Source organism: Stenotrophomonas sp. PS02300, assembly GCF_029959395.1.
In the GTDB taxonomy this organism is placed as follows: Bacteria; Pseudomonadota; Gammaproteobacteria; order Xanthomonadales; family Xanthomonadaceae; genus Stenotrophomonas; species Stenotrophomonas maltophilia_AD.
This window is the reverse complement of sequence record NZ_JASCOP010000014.1, coordinates 25,884-45,525: the sequence shown is the minus strand read 5'-3', so window position 1 is coordinate 45,525 and position 19,642 is coordinate 25,884. Positions and strand designations below refer to the sequence as shown.

The 19,642-nt window shown below is 61.0% G+C and carries 17 protein-coding genes; 10 read left to right on the top strand and 7 right to left on the bottom strand.

Features of this window, described 5'->3' with window-relative positions; all coding sequences use genetic code 11:
• Window positions 1–202: 202 nt before the first annotated feature.
• The 3 genes from QMX79_RS04940 to QMX79_RS04930 are packed head-to-tail and all read left to right on the top strand — an operon-like array spanning window position 203 to window position 3,613.
• Entirely contained in the window at window positions 203–2,110 is a 1,908-nt protein-coding gene (locus QMX79_RS04940; RefSeq protein ID WP_282244976.1) for a hypothetical protein, read from the top strand.
• Window positions 2,085–2,867, top strand: coding sequence for a hypothetical protein (locus tag QMX79_RS04935; RefSeq protein ID WP_282244975.1), 783 nt, complete (start codon window positions 2,085–2,087; stop codon window positions 2,865–2,867). The genes QMX79_RS04940 and QMX79_RS04935 overlap by 26 nt, the downstream gene beginning before the upstream one ends.
• The gene (locus QMX79_RS04930; RefSeq protein WP_282244974.1) at window positions 2,864–3,613 is read left to right on the top strand and encodes a hypothetical protein; all 750 of its coding nucleotides are present in this window, start codon (window positions 2,864–2,866) and stop codon (window positions 3,611–3,613) included. Before QMX79_RS04935 ends, QMX79_RS04930 begins: the two co-directional genes overlap by 4 nt.
• A gap of 37 nt (window positions 3,614–3,650) precedes the next feature.
• Here QMX79_RS04930 and QMX79_RS04925 read toward each other — a convergent pair whose 3' ends face one another.
• From QMX79_RS04925 to dcm, 3 genes are read right to left on the bottom strand one after another with little or no spacing between them, the layout of a single operon-like run.
• Window positions 3,651–4,988 carry a type II restriction endonuclease gene (locus tag QMX79_RS04925; protein WP_282244973.1) on the bottom strand — a complete coding sequence of 446 codons (1,338 nt, stop codon included), beginning with the start codon at window positions 4,986–4,988 and terminating at the stop codon, window positions 3,651–3,653.
• A gap of 19 nt (window positions 4,989–5,007) precedes the next feature.
• Window positions 5,008–5,439 carry a very short patch repair endonuclease gene (locus tag QMX79_RS04920; protein ID WP_282244972.1) on the bottom strand — a complete coding sequence of 144 codons (432 nt, stop codon included), beginning with the start codon at window positions 5,437–5,439 and terminating at the stop codon, window positions 5,008–5,010.
• 2 nt (window positions 5,440–5,441) lie between these two features.
• On the bottom strand, window positions 5,442–6,692 hold the full coding sequence (gene dcm / locus QMX79_RS04915) for a DNA (cytosine-5-)-methyltransferase (protein WP_282244971.1): 1,251 nt from the start codon (window positions 6,690–6,692) through the stop codon (window positions 5,442–5,444).
• Between the two features lie 581 nt (window positions 6,693–7,273).
• On the opposite strand from dcm, the gene QMX79_RS04910 reads away from it, so the two are divergent.
• Window positions 7,274–7,627 carry a SymE family type I addiction module toxin gene (locus QMX79_RS04910; RefSeq protein ID WP_282244970.1) on the top strand — a complete coding sequence of 118 codons (354 nt, stop codon included), beginning with the start codon at window positions 7,274–7,276 and terminating at the stop codon, window positions 7,625–7,627.
• A gap of 296 nt (window positions 7,628–7,923) precedes the next feature.
• Here the strand turns inward: QMX79_RS04910 and QMX79_RS04905 are convergent, their stop codons facing one another.
• From QMX79_RS04905 to QMX79_RS04895, 3 genes are read right to left on the bottom strand one after another with little or no spacing between them, the layout of a single operon-like run.
• The gene (locus tag QMX79_RS04905; RefSeq protein ID WP_282244968.1) at window positions 7,924–8,739 is read right to left on the bottom strand and encodes an NYN domain-containing protein; all 816 of its coding nucleotides are present in this window, start codon (window positions 8,737–8,739) and stop codon (window positions 7,924–7,926) included.
• 55 nt (window positions 8,740–8,794) lie between these two features.
• The gene (locus QMX79_RS04900; RefSeq protein ID WP_282244966.1) at window positions 8,795–10,132 is read right to left on the bottom strand and encodes an XVIPCD domain-containing protein; all 1,338 of its coding nucleotides are present in this window, start codon (window positions 10,130–10,132) and stop codon (window positions 8,795–8,797) included.
• Window positions 10,133–10,156: 24 nt separating this feature from the next.
• Window positions 10,157–11,020 carry a hypothetical protein gene (locus QMX79_RS04895; protein ID WP_282244964.1) on the bottom strand — a complete coding sequence of 288 codons (864 nt, stop codon included), beginning with the start codon at window positions 11,018–11,020 and terminating at the stop codon, window positions 10,157–10,159.
• Between QMX79_RS04895 and QMX79_RS04890 the strand changes: the two genes are divergently transcribed.
• The 6 genes from QMX79_RS04890 to QMX79_RS04865 all read left to right on the top strand — a co-directional run bounded on the left by QMX79_RS04890 (window position 10,911) and on the right by QMX79_RS04865 (window position 19,294).
• On the top strand, window positions 10,911–12,017 hold the full coding sequence (locus QMX79_RS04890) for a hypothetical protein (RefSeq protein ID WP_282244981.1): 1,107 nt from the start codon (window positions 10,911–10,913) through the stop codon (window positions 12,015–12,017). The genes QMX79_RS04895 and QMX79_RS04890 overlap by 110 nt on opposite strands.
• 83 nt (window positions 12,018–12,100) lie before the next feature.
• Window positions 12,101–12,988 (top strand): hypothetical protein, encoded by an 888-nt coding sequence (locus QMX79_RS04885; RefSeq protein WP_282244962.1) that lies wholly within the window; start codon window positions 12,101–12,103, stop codon window positions 12,986–12,988.
• A gap of 264 nt (window positions 12,989–13,252) precedes the next feature.
• A complete protein-coding gene (locus QMX79_RS04880) occupies window positions 13,253–13,753 on the top strand; it encodes a hypothetical protein (RefSeq protein ID WP_282244959.1) in 501 nt (166 codons plus the stop codon).
• An 11-nt stretch (window positions 13,754–13,764) separates the two neighbouring features.
• Window positions 13,765–17,601 carry an XVIPCD domain-containing protein gene (locus tag QMX79_RS04875; protein WP_282244957.1) on the top strand — a complete coding sequence of 1,279 codons (3,837 nt, stop codon included), beginning with the start codon at window positions 13,765–13,767 and terminating at the stop codon, window positions 17,599–17,601.
• 359 nt (window positions 17,602–17,960) lie between these two features.
• Window positions 17,961–18,824 carry a hypothetical protein gene (locus QMX79_RS04870; protein WP_282244955.1) on the top strand — a complete coding sequence of 288 codons (864 nt, stop codon included), beginning with the start codon at window positions 17,961–17,963 and terminating at the stop codon, window positions 18,822–18,824.
• A 32-nt stretch (window positions 18,825–18,856) separates the two neighbouring features.
• A complete protein-coding gene (locus QMX79_RS04865; protein ID WP_282244953.1) occupies window positions 18,857–19,294 on the top strand; it encodes a hypothetical protein in 438 nt (145 codons plus the stop codon).
• Window positions 19,295–19,330: 36 nt separating this feature from the next.
• On the opposite strand, the gene QMX79_RS04860 is transcribed toward QMX79_RS04865, so the two are convergent.
• On the bottom strand, window positions 19,331–19,546 hold the full coding sequence (locus QMX79_RS04860; RefSeq protein ID WP_282244951.1) for a hypothetical protein: 216 nt from the start codon (window positions 19,544–19,546) through the stop codon (window positions 19,331–19,333).
• Window positions 19,547–19,642: the final 96 nt, after the last annotated feature.

Below are 19,642 nucleotides of genomic sequence, written 5' to 3'. Positions count from 1 at the left end.
GAACAATTTGCAATCGCGGGTTCTCACGCAGTGGGTGGGGGGCGGTCAGTGGGCACCTTCTCAGCCCGCCGTGGCATTGTTGGCTAAGAGCGTTATTGTCTGAGACGAGCGAGTTCCGACTCGTGGAACTTAGTCCTTGCATTTGGCGCGCTGCTGCTGTTATGAAGTGTTGCCCAATATTGGCAAGGATCGGGGGACGAGCATGGCTGCTTGGCAGTTTAGGATGCTTAATCCGAATGAGAACTCGGGTTCCAGCATTTCAGATGACAATTTTTCGATTGAGGAACGCACCAACGTCGAGATCCTGGTGCGTGAAACACTGCAGAACCCACTGGACGCGCGAGCGTCCGTGGACGATCAGGTCAAGGTCCGCTATCGGATCGTTGAGGTGGATTTGGCCCGCAGCAACGTCGCGAAGGCCCTGTTTCCCGAAGCTTGGGTGGAACATGCGAAAGCTGGGCAACTGCTTCAAAAGCCGTTGCCTGATACAGCTCGGTTCCTGCTGATCGAGGACTTTGGAACCACCGGGCTGGAAGGGGCTTACAAAGATTCGTCAGTTGATGGGTCGAGCGAGAACTGGAACGCATTCTGGTTCCGGGAGGGCGAGGGTGCAAAACATGCCCGTGCCAACGGTGGCGCGGGGCAGGGAAAGATCACTCTCTACCTCGCTAGTGAGGTGCGTACTGTCATCGCACTAACCCGTCGGAAGTCAGATGGACGTGATCTGCTGTTCGGCTGCAGCCGCTTCTTGCGGAACTATCGCTTGCAAGGCAGAAAGGACCGGTGGGCGAAAGAGGCGCGATGGGGCAGTGAGTCAGATGCCAACAAGTTGGCAACGCCAATTACCGATAAGGGCTTGGTCGATGCGATAAAGCAAGAGCTGAAGCTTAGTCGAGGCGATGCTGCAGGAACCAGCTTCATTGTCCCGTTGCCCCAGGACAACCTTACCGAGGACGGAATCCGCGCTGCCGTCATTAACGAGTTCTTCTTCGCCATCAGTCGCGGCCGTCTTGAGGTAACGGTTGGCGATGCCGTGCTGAACATGACCTCCATCGAGGCGGCTTCTGCCGCCTTGGGCAACGATAATCGTCAGAGTCCGTCGTTCAAAGAATTTCTTCGTCTGGCTGCAGGAAAGAGTGGGCTGCAGGCCTTGGCAACCGCCAAGCCGGGTTGGCATAAGGCGTTTGACGACACTTCTTTCGATCCGAAAGATCTCATCAACCTTAAAGATACATTCGAGCTGGGCGATCCAATCGTTGTGGATCTACCGCTAGCCATCAAGACTAAGAAGGGTGTGATCCAGTCGACTACATTCCGAGTCTTCCTCCAGTCGGAGGAAGGTCTAGAGCGAAGCGAAGAGCTGTTCATCCGGCAGGACTTGGCGATTGATGGCGAGAAGAAACTAAAGTCAGTCCGTGCAGCGCAACCGGTTCTTGCGCTCACCTTCATCGACGACCCACTTCTGTCCGAGTTCCTCGTGTGCGCAGAGGAGCCGACTCATCGCACGTGGAATGCGCAGCGACCTAAGGTCAAGTCTGCGTACATGACGCCGAATGTGTTCCTGGCGGCGGTCCGAAACGCAGCTGCAAAACTTGTCCAGCTGGTTGCTCCGGTTGGTCAGCGCGATCAAACTGCGTTGGCCGTCTACTTCGCTGATCCGGCTCAGGCCGTCAAGGTCAAGAAGGGCCCAAGTGGCGACGACGGGAGTAAGGAAAAGCCCGGCGACATTTCCCTCTTGGAAATACCGCCACCCAAGCCGAAGCCAGTCAGCGTGAAACCGCAGAAGACCGGCTTTACTGTACATGCACATAAAGTTTCAGACGACAAGTTCGTGCCACTGGAGTGCCGGGTGGAGGCTGCCTACGCAACGGTCCATGGTGATCCCTTCCGTCTGTGGGATGCCGCAGATTTCTGGCTTGACGATTCCAAGAGGTTCACCATTGATGCAAGCGGGGCTACCGACCTCGTAGTTGATGGGAATGAGCTCAGGTTCCGCTTGAACGCCGATGATGCATCAGTGGTAGTTCGCGGGTTCGACGAGAATCGCCAGCTTGAGGTTCGGTTAAAGTATAAGGAGGTTGCTGATGAAGCAGATACTGCGTCGAACTAATCCCACTGGCCTTAGTGAAGTCGATCGAAGGCACTTCTCCTTGCGGATGAGCGATGACGGCAAGTCTGATCGCACGTTCTGGCTCGAGCGATTTGACTTCAAGGCGGCCGGCATTCCAGCCGGAGCGATGATCAACTGCATTGCCACAGCCGGCGCGTCCGAGCAGTACTTCGCTTTAGGATTGGCGTCGAACTTCAGCCGAACTGCACGTGCGGTCAACGAGCTTGTTCGCAACAAGCCCCTTCGCTTCCGATTTGTGTTTCACATGCCGGGTGAGAAGAGGCTGATCGGGTTTGCGGATGGCGTAAGGGCAATTGATGAGTCGGGAAACTTGGGCGGTAGCTTGGTCGACATCCTCCCAACCGATCTAGAGGGTCCCGTCTGGGAGTTGGAACTTCCCGAGGCCACTGCGGAAGTGTCAGCCAAGCCATGTATTCTTGTAGAGCGGAGTATCTTCAATGTCGCGTCTGCGGCGGTGAACCATCATTGGTTTGTATCCCTTGTCATGCCTGAGGTAATGCGCCGCGTTGCGTTACGCATCGCAGAGGATCCAGGGGCCCTCGACAACGAGGACACTTGGACAGGGACATGGAAGGCGTACATCGACCAGCTCGGTGTGGGCGAACCTCCGGAAGAGGAGGATGAGCGAGTGGACGAATGGGCTGCATCCGTGGTCCGCAAGTTTGCGTCGTCTGGTCAGCTTCGCCTTCAGATCAATCGCGTTGCTGCTGAAATGCAAGGGGAGGTGTCGGAGTGATCCCAGTCAAAGCCTTGAACGAGCAAGGAATTGAGCGATTCCGCACTTGGCTCGCAGCGCCGGATGGCCCGGCACCGTACAGCATTCTCACGGATGATGGATTCTGCAGAGAAGCAGCTGGGGAATGGTTGATTGATAGCTCGGCCCGCTTCAGCACCAGCTACGAGCTCGGCGTCTATCTGGTTGAAACCGTGTTCGGCAAGGACGTCGACCGGTTCGCAATTAGAGCAGATAAGGGGCTCTGGGCATGGATCTCGTTGGCACTCCTCCCGAACCTTCTGAAGCGGGGGCGCGGGAAGGACGGAGAGCCATTTGATCTGCCGCACTACATCGAAATCGAAGCGCGCGTCGCATACCGGTTGATTGTGCGGACGGCATGGGAACTTGTTCATCTTCATGGTCGGAAGGCTCGGGTTGCGTTGAGTTCACCGCGGACAGCATGGGGAGATGTTGCCGAGCAGATAGCTGGTCGGCAGGAAGTCTATGCACACCCGGGATTCTGGACGGTGGCTGAGAGCTTGTACCTCAAGCCTGACGGTGTTCAGAAGGCAGGGGTCGCAACCATCAGAAATAAGGAACACCGGAAGGACCCCAAGAGCAAAGTCGGCCTCGGCGCGGCGAGGCGTCTGGTAACCAGCTTTGGTCAGTTCGAACGAACGTATCTGCTTCGCGAGATGAGTTCCGAAGAGATTCTTGCCATCCTCCCTGGAGAGTATGGGCGTTGGAAAAGCCCAGTGGGAGGGTGACGCTGACGTAAGCCCATGCACGATATCGTGCATGGGCTCAGCCAGCGAAAAGAAGCGATGGTCGTTTGCGTGCCACTTCTTCGTCGAAGAACTCACGGAATGAGATCACGTTCGAGTCGTGATAGTAGAGAGATTCATTGGTCTTCATTTTCAATGACTCTGGCACTACGAGGGTGATCTCAGCCCTTTGAAGGTCCGCTAGTGCTTCCTTTGAGATGCGATCGTCTACGGTCGCGAGGAAGATGGCGCAGTTGAACCGCTCATGGGTGATCTGCTTCCAGCGCTCACGCAAGGTGGTCTTGGCGGAAAGAATGGCCGCATCTTCAAAGTTCCGGCTCTTGTCCAAAGCGACCGTTGCCTGGTCCGGAAGCACGAAGTCAGGGCGTCGCTGTCCAAGAATCGCCTGGGCTTCGAACCTGACTCCTCCAGCTGTCAACATCGCTGCCAAGTGTCCTTCGAAAGACTTGCCTGCACGACTCTTTCGCTGTTGGCTGGCAGAAAGAAATATCGAGTCCATCGAAGGGAAACCGCGTACAGCGGCCGTCGCGGTGCGGTCATACCCAGCCAATACCTTGGCGACTTCGACTGCTCTCATGCGAAGCTCGTACCGGCGGTAGATGGCGAACTCGATGTCCCGGCTGACACGCATGAGCGCGTCGCCAGGCTTCTTGATCGCCCAAGGATCGAAAGCCTTTGCTTTACCCGAACTGAGAAAATCTGCCCGCGCCGCGTTCGCAAGCATGTCCGGACTAGGGAGCTTGGAGTACTTTGCGACGAGGGCTTCAATCGTGCCGTTCCGAAGCGCTGCATCGATCTCCTCGATCAACTCGGCCGCCTCGTCTGCCTCAATGGATGACGCTCGCTTGAAATCGGAAGGGCTGAAGAGGCCAAAATGAAAATTCGCTTGAATATCAAGGCGACTTTCAAGGAGCTCTGCCTCGGCGGATGCTGAGTCGATCACCATGAACCAGTGATGCGCGGTTCCTTCGGGTTCGGCAAGTGTTCCACCCAGCAGCCAGGAAGCTGGATTAAGGCCCCTGAACAGTTCTGGCGGAATCCTTGTGAAGTGACACTCGGACTGCTTGTTGCTGTAGTACTTGACGCCGGAATCCTGTCTGATCTCTCCGGTCTGAGGCCAGAAGGAAGGGCATTCGGCTTCAAGAATGTGGGGGATGTCTTCCCTCGCATGAAGTTCGGGAAAGTAGCCTGACTCGCGCACAGCGCGAGGAACATAGAAGCCGTACTGATGCCCCCCGCCCTCGTTGGCCCACGAAGAGTCATTACGCGAGAGCTTCTTCAGGAACAACTTTCCGCTGCGAGCAATCAGCGCGTCTGCCAGCGACCACTGGTCTGAGGTCTGTTCCATAAAAGTCATCTCCACTCCCGTCTCCTCTTCATTGCACGCCTTCCCGCAATTCTCTGGCCAAGCTGTCAAGGAATGAAGCCTGCTCACTTGCGGACTTGCCACGCAGGGAGCATTCCCAAACAGTCAGGACGCGCCAGCCCGCCGATTCCAGCTCCGCAACCACCCGCTCGTCTCGCGATCTGTTTTTTCCTATCTTATCTGCCCAGAACTCGGGTCGCGTCTTTGGCAGCCGATACAGGGGGCAGCTGTGCCCATGCCAGAAGCAGCCATGAACGAACAGCACGGTTCCGTACTTGGGCAGAACAATGTCTGGCCGCCCAAGCAGCCCAGCCCCACCCAATCGATACCGGAATCCCCTTGCATGAAGGCCCTTGCGGACAAGGACCTCCAGCTTGGTGTTCGTCCCGCGGATGCGGGACATCTGCGCGGATCGTTGCTCCGGAGTGAGGCTGTCGACCAATGTCAGGCCTTCGCCTTCTTCTTTGCCGGCTTCGCCGGCTCAGCCGCCGTGCTGTCAATCAGGTAAGGCACCATGATGCGGGCCACCTCACTGATGACGGGAACGACCACGGAGTTGCCGAACTGTTTGTAGGCGCGGGTGTCGGAAACAGGAATCCGGAAGTTGTCATCGAACCCCATCAGGCGCGCACACTCGCGCGGCGTGAGCCGGCGGGGATTCTTCTTGGCACCTTGCGAGATAAGGATCTCCGACCCGTCCTTGTAGTAGCGGGCAGAGAGCGTGCGGCAGGTGCTTTCGGTGTTCACGAGTCCGAAGCCGAAGCCGTTCCCTTTGTCGCGATGCTTCGTAGCGTAGTTCTGCAGGTACTCCCAGAGCTTGTCCGAGAGTGTGTACTTCTCAAGCACCTTGCCCTTCGCGCCATCAGTGTAAGGGGAGTCAGCGGCTTCTGTTCCATCTTGGCTGTGAAGAACGGAGCCCATCTTCGGGGCATCTTCAAAGCTCGGCAGCTCGACCTTGTGGATGTCGAAGTCGTTCGGCTCACGGAAGCCCACAATGATGATGCGTTCGCGGTGCTGAGGTCCGAAATGCTTGCCGTTGATGACCTTGTACTTGACCTGGTACCCCAGCTCGTTCTGCAGCACGTCAATGATGGTGGAGAACGTGCGGCCCTTGTCGTGGCTCATCAGGTTCTTCACGTTCTCAAGCAGGAACGCACGCGGCTTCTTCTCGGCGATGATGCGTGCCACGTCGAAGAACAGGGTTCCCTGCGTCTTGTCGGAGAAGCCGTGAGGACGTCCAAGGGCGTTCTTCTTGGAAACGCCTGCAATGGAGAAGGGCTGACACGGGAAGCCCGCCAGCAGGACGTCGTGGTCGGGCACGTCGGCTTCATGCACCTTGGTGATGTCCTCCGCAAACGTGTGCCCGGGGCCATCATGAAAATTCGCCTTGTAGGTCTTGACAGCATACGGGTCCCATTCGCTGGTGAACACGCAGCGCCCGCCCTGCTTCTCGAAGGCCGTGCGGATGCCGCCTATGCCGGCAAACAGATCAATGAAGCGGAACTTTCCTTCGCCGGTCGGCGGGTCGCCGAAGGGCAGCAGGCGCTGGCGGATGGCTTCCGCAACGTAGGGCTTGGGCTCGGTCTCGCGAACCTGCCAGCGCTTCACCGTTTTTGGATCAACTCCAAGGGCTTGTGCGACCTCCTTCGTGCTGAAGCGTTGGAGGGAGAGGTCGATCAGCTCGTACGTATTCATGGGTGCTCCGGGAATTCTGTGGACAGTATGTCCAATTTTGTCCCGTGGGTGAAGGGGGGCAATCGTCTGAAAGCTCTTTGCGGTGTCAGAAGGCCCCGCGGCGCACGGGCAGCTGCGCGAGGGTAAGGCTTGCCAGTCTCATGAGCGGAGACCTAGGCTGCGCAGAGGCGTGGCCCGGCGAGGAGGGCATCAGGCGGGGGCGACTGGCGCGATCGGCACCTTTAGTCCTAAGTACGCGCTGTTGCTTCAACCGGATACTCAGTGCGAACACACTTCAAGTTGTGCGGCTCGTTCCAGATCTTCAGGAAAAAAGAAGTCACTACCGTCAAAGAAAGGCTACGCATACCGAATTCGCAAAACCAACAGAAACAAACGATTTCCCACCGCTTGCAATGTCCTGCATGGTCGATTCCGGAGCGTAGAAACTCCTCTAGTGCGAAAGTTGGACTTCCCTTTGTCGGGAGGGTGGCTAATACAACACCCTCGACAGGAAATACGCCCGCCGCTTCGCACTAGTCGGTTTCTAACCTCCCGACCCCCTCCCCATCCCGGCGAGGGGCGATCCTTACAGGAGGTCCAACATGCAAACGCACTGGGACGACACGTCCTTCGATGAACTGCCCTCTCGCCGGCGCGCTCGCCGGGCGCATCTGTCCGGCACCGCAAAGCCTGCAGCCTGCTCACCGCCCCCGGAGTTCCACGAGGAGCTGAAGGTGCCCTACCTGAAGATCCGCGGCCGCTGGCTGCGGCAGATGGGCTTCGACGTGGGCCGCAAGCTGCAGATCGAGGCCTGCGCTGGAGTCATCACCATCAAGCTGCTGGGTCCGCCGGCGGTGGAAGACCCACGGGTGCCCCGGTTCGTGGAGCGCACGATCTACCACGGTGAGATCAATTCCGACACGGGGCAGTTCGTCCCCGAGGACGTCATCCGATGAAAAAGCAGGTATACATGAGGGTGAAGGTAGACCCCGATCTGCGCCGCGCCTTTCAGCTTTCGGCGTGGCGTAGCGAGCGTTCGCCTACGAACGTGCTGCGGTCGTTGATCCAGGACTGCGTGAACCTGGATCGGAGCGCCCAAGGCGTTGATCTCTACGTTTGGGGGGATTCGTTCCCGGTGGGGAGCGAAGTACCGAAGGGGCCGGGCAGGCCCCGCTGAGGGAGTGCCGGGCCGGCCTGCGCCACCGGCCCTGATGGGGAGTTCCGCGAAGCCATGTGCACGTGGCTTCTCGGCCTAGGCCTTCTTGGTGGTTAATCCGTTTGTGGTCTTGGGGGCCAAGCTCACCACCCAGTGCTTATCGGAGCCCAAGTTGATCTTGAGCCTCGGGTACGTTTCTATCATTTTCACCATAGACGAGTGGCCGTAGGTTTTCGACTTGAATGCCGGGTCACTGAGCCGTATCTGGGCCAGCAGTGCGTTCAACGTCACCAAACCGTTGGGAGAGGATGGCACTAGCGCCTCTACCGCCTTCACGACGCATGGCGGGCTTTGCTTCGGGAGGGGGCTGGCCGCCGGAGCCTTCTTCGCTGCCTGCTTCTTGGCCTTCGCCACGGGTGCAACGATGGGCTTGGCCACGACTGCCACCTTAACCGCAGGCTTCGCTACGGGCTTTGCTGCCGGCGTCCACTCAAAGAACTGATCGCACGCTTTTCGCAGTGCTTCCGGGCTATTGGCGGCGCCCGCAATGTAGACAACTGCGCCACGTTCCCTGAGCTTGCGGCACAGGTAGGCGAAGTCGCTGTCACCGGTGACCAGGCAGAAGGTCTGTGCACGCTTGTCCAGCAGCAGCTCAAGCGCGTCCAGCGACAAGGCAATGTCGGTGCTGTTCTTCCTGGGCGCGTAGGGGTACTGCAGGCAACTGGTAAACGACTGCCGAACCAAAACCTGTTCCCACCCCTTGTTGATGGTGTTCGGGTTGCCGTAGCCCCTGCGAACCGTCACCCGCCCTGCCTGTGCTGCGCGCTGCAGCGCGAACTCGGCGATCTCCGGCGGCACGTTGTCGCAATCAATCAGGAGAGCGACGGACGCTTCCTGGGTGGGGAGGGCCATGGCAGTTCCTTGTGCTGGGCCGGGGTGCCGGTAGGCGAACTATAGGCAATTTTCCTCAGCCCATGCGCATCGCCGGGGACTGCGTTTCCCGCACCCGGGTGTCCTGCTCCTGCTGCTGGGCCTGGGCCAGAACCTGCTGCTGGCGCTCCTGTCCCACCTCATCCAGCCGCTGCAGCGATTGCTCCACTGGCGTCTGCACGGCCACATCCGTGGGCATGGCGGCGCGGCGGTGCGCCGGATCGGCAGGGTCGCCCTGCACCACGAACACGTTGCGCCCGGCGGGGCTGTCGGCGGTCTGGTGGCTCAGCAGCACGTGGTCGGCGCGGTCCAGCCCGTTCTGGCGGGCCAGTGCCACCACGCTGGCGGTGAGCCGTTCGCTGCTCCCATCCGGCGCGCGGCCCTGCCTGGCGTCGATGGCGGCCACGCCTTCGCGTACCTGCTGCAGCAGTGCGTAGTCGGCATGGCCCGGGCCGATGTCGGCCAGGCGGGTGGGGGCTTGCTGCCGGTCCCCCGGCGCGCCGTCTATCGAGGCCGTGAACGGGCTGGGGGTGATGGTGCGGTACGGGTCATCCTCGTGGAACTGGGTGGCCTTCTGCTGGCGCTCCAGGCGCACCTCGCGGGCGTCGTTGAGTTCGGCAATGCGGCTGGGGTTGGTCTCTTCCCGCATGGAAACGTGGCCGCCGCCGGTGCTGACGTTCGCCCACTTCTGGTCCGCTTCGAAGTACATGGCGTAGCGGCTGTTGCCGCCAATGACGTTGGGATCCACGGCCGAACGGCCTTCGAGGAACTGGGTGGCCTCAATGGCGGTGAGCTTGGCCAGGTACTTGCCTCCCTCCGCCGCGCCCATCTGGGCGAAGGTGTCGTAGCTGGTCTTGCCGACGCGCACTGCGCCTGCGTAGCCGTTATCCAGCATGTTGGCCCATATCTGCTCGACCTTTTCCGGCCCGCTGTTCTCACGCGCGGCCTGGAGCAGCACGCGGGGCGTCCAGCAGTTGGGGTCCAGCCGGTGCTCCACGAAGGCTTGGTCATGGGCCAGCATGACGTCCTTGCCGGGCAGGTTCAGTGCCAGGTCGCCGCGCCCGGCCTGCAGTTGCTGCGAACGCAGCTCCAGGTCCTTCTTCAGCAGCGTCTGGCCGAAATCTTCCCATTCGCGCTCGCTCAGGTTGGCGTTGGCGAACTGCGAGCCCGAATCGCCCTGGCTTGAAGCGTGTGACTGGGCATAGCTGTTGGCCACCCGGCCGGGCAGGCTGTCGTTGCGCACCACGCCGAGCGCCAGCGTTCCGTAACCATCGGCGCCGGGCAGCTGGGAGAGGTAGTTCCAGTACAGCTCGCGGTTGCCGGTGGTGGCGTAATGCCCGAGCACGCGCAGGTTGTCTGCAGTCAATCCACTCATGGAAAACTCCTGTATCTATCGGGACTACTTGACCTTGGAGCGGTTCAAGACATCCCGTACGGCCACTTCCATGGCCTTCCAGTCTTTGAGGAACACACGGTTGTAGTGGAGGCTGATTGACAGGCTGTTTTCGGTATCCACGATGTAGTGGGTGCAGCTGGCAACCGTCCTTGAATCGGTGTTGACGACCTCGCTGCCGTTGATCTGCAGCCCGTCCTCGCGATGCTTGCGGCTGTCGCACTTAATGAAGGTGCTGAGCTGGCCGGCTGCGTCGCGGCCGATGTACCAGTCATCCTCGTATGCCGGGTTGCGGGGATGCGGAGCGCCATACTTCGCCTCATAGGCGCGTGCATATTCGGCCATCAGCGCTTCGTTGATGGCATAGGGGGTCAGCCCCAGCTGCTCGGGTTGGGCAACGCGCAGATCGAGCCGCTTGGAAGGGTCATTGCGCTCCAATGAGCCTTCCACGGTGATGGCGTCGTTGCTCACCTGGCGCTGGAGCAGGCTCTCGATCGGCACCCGGTCGATGTGGTCAACCAGGATCCGGATTTCCTTGCGGAAATCATTGGTGCGGGGGTTGGCGCGGGCGCCCGGGGGCGTGGGTTTCATGTCCGGCCACTCGATGACCAGGCTGACGCCCTCGCCGGGCCACGGTGCGATCTGGCTGTCCAGGTAGTTGGCGGGAATGCGGAAGGTGTTCGGCCCCAGCTTCACATCCACCGGCGCATCGGTGTAGGTGTGGCCGTTGAGGGTGCGACCGGTTTCTGTTGCTTCCGACATGTTCGAAGTCCCTTTGTGTTCGGTGGGCGGCGTCCGTGCGCAGGCGCTGGCGCTCAGGGCGACGGCGAGTGCAACTGCCAGGCACCGGCCGGATGACATCACGCTCATGGGCCATTCCATTGCATTGGTTGGGGTCAACTATAGGGAATGTGGTGTCAACGGGACAGGAATGGTGGTATTCAACGGCTGTGGCCGCAATGGCAAGGGAGTTGGCGCTGTGGTTGGGAGAACCCTACGTTGGTTGGCGTTTGCCGTGGTCGCCGGTTTGGCGGGCGTTGCGCTGTGGTGGAACATTCCGGCGACGCAGGGTGACGCGCCGGGCGGGAGCAAGGTGGCGCCGTCGGCCGCTGTGGCCGACCTGCGTGCGAATGCAGCGGCAAGCCGCCCCATCCAGGGCCGCCCCCTCGCAGCAGGCAGGGTGGAGGCATTCGAGGCGCTGAAGCAGCGGGCCGAGGCGGGCGACGCTGTGGCCCAGCGCCTGCTGGCGCAGACCTACGCCGATTGCCTCTTCGTCAACCTTGACCGCGAGGCGTTCAAGAGCAGCCTGGAGATCAAGAAGAACCTGCTCAACGACGATGCCTCAAAGCAACTGATGGAACGGGCCGCAAGCGAACGTATTGCGGAGTGCGACGCCGTGGAGGGCGGAGACCCACTGCCCCTGGACCTGTCCCCTCGCTGGTTCGCCAAAGCCGCAGAAAATGGCGACTTGGCCGCCCGTGCAATGGTGCGCGCGAACAACCTCAACCGCCAGGATCCGGCGGAGACGGCTCAGCTTCTCGAGGAAGTACTTGCGTCCGGTGACCCTGCGGCTGTCTTCACCTTTGGACTCTCCCTGCGCAATGGTTTCGCCACCAGCAACAGCGAACCGAGCGAGCCGCTGGCCACCGGCGAACTGGCAACGAAGGCGTGGATGGTGGCGGCTTGCCGCATGGGATACGAGTGCGAGCCTTCTGGCAGGGTGATGAACTCCGCTTGCCTGAATGTGGAGGGATGTACCGGCGAAGACGTGGAGACCTACCTCCGGCGGGAGCTGCCTACCGACGGCGAACGTGCGGAGCTGGAGCGCAGGGTGAGCGAGATCCTGGCGTTGGTTGAAGGCCAGTGACGCCGGAACTGCGGCACATGCAGGGAACTGCGGGTGCGTGGTATTGATCTGCAGTGGCCGTGAAGACAAAGGGAGTTGACGCAATGGCTTGGAAAACCAGACGCTGGGTGGCAGTTGGCGTAGTCGTCGCGTTGGTTGGCGTTGTGCTGTGGCGGGGTGTTCCGGCGGCGCAGAGTGACGCGTCCGTTGCAAACGCCCGAGCGGCACAGTTGCCCGCTGCTGCCGATGTACGCGCCGATGGAACCGTAGCCCGCGCCAGCCACGGCCGCCCCGCGGAAGTAGACCGGGTAAAGGCCTTCGAGGACCTGAAGCAGCGGGCCAAGGCGGGTGATGCCGTTGCCCAGCGTCTGTTGGCCGATACCTATGAAGGCTGCTACTTCGTCAATATCGACCGCGACAAGTTCATGGGCAGTCTCGACTTCAACAAGCAGATGATCAGGCCACCCGCCCAGCTCTCTGTGCTGGAGCACGTAGCGGACGAACGTTTCGCACAATGCGGGGCAGTGGACGGTGGCGCCATCGTGCCGATGCAGCTCGTAACGGGCTGGTACGCGCAGGCCGCCGAGAACGGCGACCTGGCCGCCCGGCTGATGGACAATGCGTTCAAGCGCAAGAGGCTGGATACGGCTGAAGCTGCCGAGCAGCTTGAAGAGGTATTGGGCTCCAATGATCCAGCGGCCGTGTTTGCCATGGGCAGCACGCTGCACAGCAACTACCCCGCCAGCGCAGAAGGCCCGGCGGCGGGCTTGATGACCGGGGAGCACGCCAGCGATGCATGGTTGGTAGCTGGCTGCCGCATGGGCTACGACTGCGGGCCCACCGGAAAATTAATGGGAACGCTGTGCCTGCTGCAGAACGCTTGTACGGGAGAGGACTTCGAGGCCTACCTCAAGCGGGAGATGATGAGCGAAGCGCAGCGAAGGGACCTGGAGCGCCGGGTGACGGAGATACTTCGGTTGGTTGAGGGGTAGCCCCCGCGCAGATCTGGCGTACCACCATGCCGGGCGAGTATGTGAAACGGACGAAGTCTCCTTCTCAGCAGTTGCGAGACTTCAATCGACCTGTGCTCCTGATGGCAGATAGGAATTCTCTGATAGTTGCGGACGATGTTCATGTGGCACTCTGGCGGCGATAGAGTACGCCGAACGCTTGTGCGGCTATCGCCTGAGTTGAGATGCCCTCGTACAGGCGAAGTACGTTTGTTACTTTAAGGCGCGTTATCCAGGAAAGCGGCCATGCCCACAGACTTTAAGCCGAGGGGAACCTCGTCGTTTGACCAGGAGAGCGGCGTCCACATCCCGCTGCCTAGAATCCTGCCGCATACCTTCCAAGATGGCCGCGAGGGGGTTGAGTATCAGTTCTCGATTCGTAAAGGCGATGAGCGTATCGATGGCTTGGGGTTCTTCGGGACAGAGGGCGTCATAGAGGCATCTGGGCAGCGGGAATGGGTATTTACCATCGATCTCAGCTCCGAGTCGGCTCTGCGTTCAATGCTTCGCTCCAAAGAGAGCATCGGGAGCACGGATGACGACATCACGTTCCTCACAGCGCTCGCAAAGGGTCTGGTGAATGTGTTTGCAGGGCAGGATGACAATCGCGACAACCTGTCCTATGTCGCGTTTACCTCTATTGAAGCGCTCTCCGCCTTGGGTATTCCTGTACCTGCAAGCGCTCAGGTCATGGCGCAAGGGACTATCGTCCTTGCCGAACGTCATGTCCCCGCGCACCGGGTCTGAGGGCGCAAACGGTGAGCGGCTTCGCGTTTGACGACTTTGCTCGAACCACGCTGGCAGCTGCCAGGAATACCGCTGGCGGTACGCCTCCTTCGCCGCAACAGCTGGACAGGGTCATCGGCTATCTGAAAGCGCCTGGCTCAGGGCCTGATAGCGCAACAAGTTACGCGGAGTTCGTCGAGGCGAGGATGCGCGATTTCCCTCCTGAATTGCCGCCGGGCGTGGACTACGTAGCCTTTTCCGGCGAAGACAGTGCGAGGACCTCGAACTTCGACAATGCCATCAGGTATGTAAAGGATGTCGACAAGGCTGCCGGCATCATTGGGGATACGCCGTGGGGCAAGTACGTTGATAGGGTTGGCACCGATCCTAAAGCGCACCCTGACTTCATTGCTGTCAAAGACAAGTTCCAGAGCTTCATGATGGCGGAGGGCTTGGAGCCCCGACTCAAGAACTACAACGGCGCCCTGTTGGACATGATGTGGAACGCCGGCAGCCCTCAGTACTTTGAGAACGCCATCGCCACCGGCAAGCCCTTGCTCGCCTTGGTTGAGAATGCTCCTCCAAACCGGGGCTTCAGCAACTTCGAGCTCACCACGGCACTTGAGCATCCAAACGCCAGGATCAACGGCTACCCGGTAAGTTCCTTTGGCCCAGATCCGCTGCCCTTCGTAAGCAAGTCGGCTGCCGAGTACCAGGCGCTGGAGATCGCCATAGCGCGGGAGGCCGCCATCAACAGCGGCCACGCGGTGACCGTTGCCGAGGTGCGTCTGCAGTTGAGGCCGATCGAGGGCTACGACGCCGTGGCCAAATCGCTGTTCAACCTGCCGGTGGACGAGTTCAGAGCCCTGAGCTTGGCCGAGATGACGGCCACGCGGACGCAGTGGATAGCCACCGGCTCCAGCCTGGCGACAGCACCGCGCGCTTACGTCGATGTACCCGAAAACAGGTCGCATGGGTCGCAGCCCGGTGCGGCGCGGGCCCCACCCGGTACAGCAGCAACCGCTGCGGAGGCAGTCGCCGAGAGCGCGCCGCGTGCACCGCACACCGGTTTGAGCCCAGGCATGAAGGTCGCCGGTGTTGCCGGCGTGGCACTGCTGGCGCAGGACTTCGCAATCTCCGGCCACAAGTGGGTGGAGCTGAGTTCCCAGGGCAACGCAGCGGGGGCTGATTCAACGGCAGCCCACTTCGTCGGGCGCAATGTGGGCGGCGCGTTGGGCGGCTTTGTCGCCGGCGCCAGTGTTGGCCTCACTACCGGTTCCTGGACCGGACCGGGTGCGCTGGTCATCGGCGTAGGCGGCGGTGTTCTGGGGGCGCACCTCGGCGAGGAATGGGCAAACCAGAAGGACATGAAAGCCATCTACGTCCAGGTGGACCCCATGGGCCGCACTTGGACCCGAAGTCCCAGTGATGAGGAAGGGCGTTGGTTACGTGCCGCGCACCAGCAACAGGTGCAGTCCGCTGAGCTGGGCGCAGGCGTGGAAGTGCGACCAGTGCAGACCGCGCAGGGGGACGACGTCACCTTCCGCGCCGATTACGTGGCGACCGGTACGCTGGAGCGCCAGTTGAACTGGCAGGCGGCCAAGGCGTCGTACGAGCTGGGCTTGGCCCACCTTCCTCCACCGCAGGACCCGTATCGCCTGAATGCTCGTGCTGAGCAGGGAACGCCACCGGCTCCATTCGAAACCGGCAGGGCATTCGTGCGCGACCCCAGCTCGCGGCAATGGGACCTGCAGATCACGCAGATGCAGGATGGGCGTGCGCCGACCACACGCCACGAACCCGTTTCAGCGGAGCAGGCGCAAGCCCTTGATGCGCAGTCGCGGGCGGTGATCGCCCAGAATGCCGCCAACACGCCAGCTGCCGTTGCGGCGCGCTACATGGTGGCGCATGCAGAAGGGCGCTGGAGCGATTTTGGCGATGCGAACAATCCTTCAGTGCCCGCCGCCATCCAGGACGCACAGGGCAAATCAGGCACGCTGCAGGCAAGTAACGGCCGCACGTACACCCGCCAGGACGACGGCCAGTGGCTCGCCGACGGGGTGGTCTTCAAGGGCGCGGCGGACGGCAACCTCAGCGACGAGCTGGATGTCACATGGCAGAGCCAGCAGATTGGCGTGGCCGGTCTGGGCGACATGGCCGAGCAGGTCAAGCAAACGGTGCAACTGGCGCCGGAAGGCGTGCGCGGGCAGGTGGAAGCACTTTACGCACGGCATGGTATCGAACGCAGCGAAGCGCAGTTGGCGGCCACGGCGGCGGCGGTGGAGCAGGGTCTTGCGGACAATGGAAGACAGGGTGACCTGGTACTTGAACTGATCCCAGACCCGCGCACCCAGGCGCCAAGCGTTGACAGCGCGATTGCTACGTTCGGTGATGCCGGCGGTAACCGCATGGTCCTCACGGCGACCACCACGGTGGAGGATGTTGCGAGGGTTCAGGCGTCACTGCAGCACGCCGCTGCTCTGCAGGGCAATGTGGCGGACGAGGTGCCGATCCAGAACGCGCCGGTGCTGCGCATCGAGGCACTCTCGCCCGACGCGTGGGATGCCCATCAGCAGGCGCTGAGGGAGGCCAACCGGCAGGGCGCCTCCACGGAGGAAGCCGCACAGCTGGCTGCAGTGGCGGCGATGCGGGCAGATGGCATGGATGTCGCTGAAGCGCGTGTGCCGGAGTTGGTTGGGAATGAGCCAAGCACTACCACTCAGCCACCTCCCTCGCAGCCATCCCCTCATCTGGCGGCAGCAGCGATTGCGGCTTCTGCCGAGCGCAGCGCGGTCGAGGAGCAGCCCACGGCCCAGCGAGAGCCCCAGGCAGCTCAGGGAGCAGAGCAGGACGCACGCGAGCACGTCGAAGAGCAGCGTGCCCAGGAGGCGTTCGTTAGTACGGCTGAGGAAGACGAGGCTCGCCGTGAAGCGTCCGTGGCCGAGCCGCTAGCGCACTCGCCGCCCACTCCACCCGACATCGCCTCTACACCGATACACCCAGTGCCAGAGCCCGAACCTGTCGTGCGGCCACCGGTGGAAGTCCCTGACCTCGATGCGGCCGTCGCTGCATCAGAAGCGAAGGTAGAGCAGCAGGTAACCCCTGAAGCGGTGCCGGAGACTGTCGTTCGCGTGGACGACAGCCAGACTGAGGTCGCGGCGCAATCTGAGGCGTCGGAGCGACCGGCGATGGAGGATGCAGCATCAATACGGCACCCAGTGCCGGATGAAGTCTCGCTCGTCCAGCCTGTTACAGAGGCACCGCCGAGAGATGTGATTGAGAAGGTGGTGGTAGCCGAGGAACTCGAGGCCGTTCCGTTGAAAGAACCCGCGAACGACGTCATCGCGAATCAGGCTGTGCCGGAGCAACATCCGGAGCCAGAACCAGAGGCTGCCATGGAGCGGATGGCGCAGCCCGCTGAGCAGGACCCTTGGACACCCCTCAACCCCGAGCACCCCGACCACGCCCTCTACCAGCAGATCCGCGAGGGCGTAGCGAAGCTGGACGAGGCCCACGGCCGCAGCTACGACCAGACCAGCGAGCGCCTCACCGGCAGCCTGATGGTGCTGGCCAAGAGCAACGGCCTGGACAACGTGGACCACGTAGTGCTCAGCCAACCTACGGAAAGCCAACCCGGCGGCCAGAACGTCTTCGTGGTTCAGGGCGAGCTGGACAACCCCGGCCACCAACGCGCCGGCATGCCAACGGCGCAGGCAGTGAAGACACCGTTCGAAGAGTCACTTGAGCAGTTTGACGTTGCGGCATTCGAGCAGGAACAGCGCGCCGCGCAGCTGGCAACGCAGCAGCAGGACGAAGATCAGCGCGTGCAGCAGGAGATGCAGGTTGCGGCGGCGAGCATGGGGTACTGATTTTTCAACAGAAGAACCAAAAGTTTGTTGTTGGTTGGCATGGCTCATCGGTTGATGAAAGTTCATCGAACTAAAACGTGAGAAAAGCAATGAATCAGGAAGATTCAAGCAAGACGGTCGAAACCAAGTACTACACGTTTCGGGTCAGGAAGCGAGATCTGCACGGGCTCGCATTGGTTCTGTCACTTTGGTTCCTGTGGAGCGAGGGTGCAGAGATTGGCCGGTTGTTCGGCAATCTATTTGAGGCGCTACGCTAGCGGAGTGGCAACAGCGGCATTCAAGGCCACCGAATCTTCATAACGCAAACTACTCAACAAGGATGCTGAATGCTGGCAAGAAGATGGATCCTCCTGATTGGCATGCTTGTGGTCTTGGCAACTGCGGGCTATCTGGCTTGGACGAGGTCGCAGGCGTCGTCTTTGAGTGGGCAGGCAAGAACCCCGGTTGCCACGTCCCTGCCATCTGCCGATGCACGGCTGCAGCGCGAGCAAGGGCCCAGCATGCAGCCCTCTGCGATCAATCTGGCGAGCAAGGCTCTGGAGTTCGAGGACTTGAAGCTGCGTGCGAAGCGCGGCGACCCGGTTGCCCAGCGTAAGTTGGCACAGGTCTACGATGCATGCTTCATGCCCAATATCCAGCCTGGCGTGTTTGCATCCGGTTACGAGCAGCAGGCCAAGTTGCTGAAAGACCCTGGCCAGGCGCCGAGGATGATTCAGATCGCCCATAAGCGGGAAGCAGAATGCAGAAACGTTGATGGGGGCGCCATCATTCCCCGCGACCTGATTGTAGGCTGGTTCGAGCAAGCGGCAAGGAACGGGGACCTTGGCGCTCAAGCCATGTCTTATGCGCTCAACCAGACAGTTCTGGACCAAGCTGCAGCCGACCAGTTCATCCGGAGCGTCGTTGGCTCAAATGATCCGGCTGCCATATTTCTCTTGGGAAATACGGTGGGCGGGGCGCCGATGAAAGCGGTAAGCGCGGAATACAAAGAGGCGATGAGCGGACCGAATGCGAGCTTCGCGTGGATGGTGGTGGGGTGTCGGATGGGATACGACTGCGGCCCATCGAGTGACCTGATGGAGAGCGCTTGTCTGTTCATGGGGGGATGTGGCGGGGGTGACTTTGAAGAGATGGTTCGCTCGGAGTTGAAGACCGATGAACAGCGCGATGCGTTTGAGCAGAAGGTCGATGAGGTATCGCGACTGCTGCAGAAGGCAGTGTGATTGGCGTGTTCAACACAAGGATGGTAGACGACATGAAGTGCACACTTCCATTCCCCTCTACGGTTCTGGTGTTGGCGCTTGCTTTGCTGACACTTACTGCGGTGCCCGCAGTTTCGGCCCTCCCATTCGAAGTGCAGGCCGAGCAGACTCGGACTAAGCTTGAATCCGCTGTCAGCCGTGAACTACAGCGCGTGCTGGACAAGCAGCCCCGCTTGGCCGGGCAGAGCAAAGTCATCCACGTACAGGCAGCCATCGACCTGGAACAGCAGAAGCTCACCATCGTGCTCGATCGCGGCTTCGTACCCACGATCAACGGCGGGGAGCTTGAGGACCTGCAGTCACTCTTGACCGTCACCGCGCTCCACCTGACTGATTCGGCAGCAGTGGAAGTGGGGCTGGTGGAGCTCCTGTGCGATGGGCAGCCGCTCAGCGCGTACTTCCCCGAGGAACCGCAGCCGTCAGGGAAATGATTCAGCAGGCGGGCGTGTGGGCGGCACGGCCTGCGCTCAGCTGTTCAACGCCAGCCCCATCGGCGGCCACAGTGGATTCGTCCGGTCCAGGTCGTAATCATTGCCGAATGCCAGCGCCGCCTCACGCGGCTCCAGGTCGTAGTAGCTCACCAGCAGCTGCTCATCCATGCCGGCGTCACTGTGATTGATGGCATACAACCCGAGCATGGCCTGGTCGAACTCTTCCAGCCAATCAAGGTCGATCTTGTTCATGTTGATCCTCCGAAGCGGATGGCAGCATCGCGCAGGGGCGTCTCATGGCGTGGGACGGAAGAATCCAGCCGCTTGCCACCCCTGTTAAGATGTCCG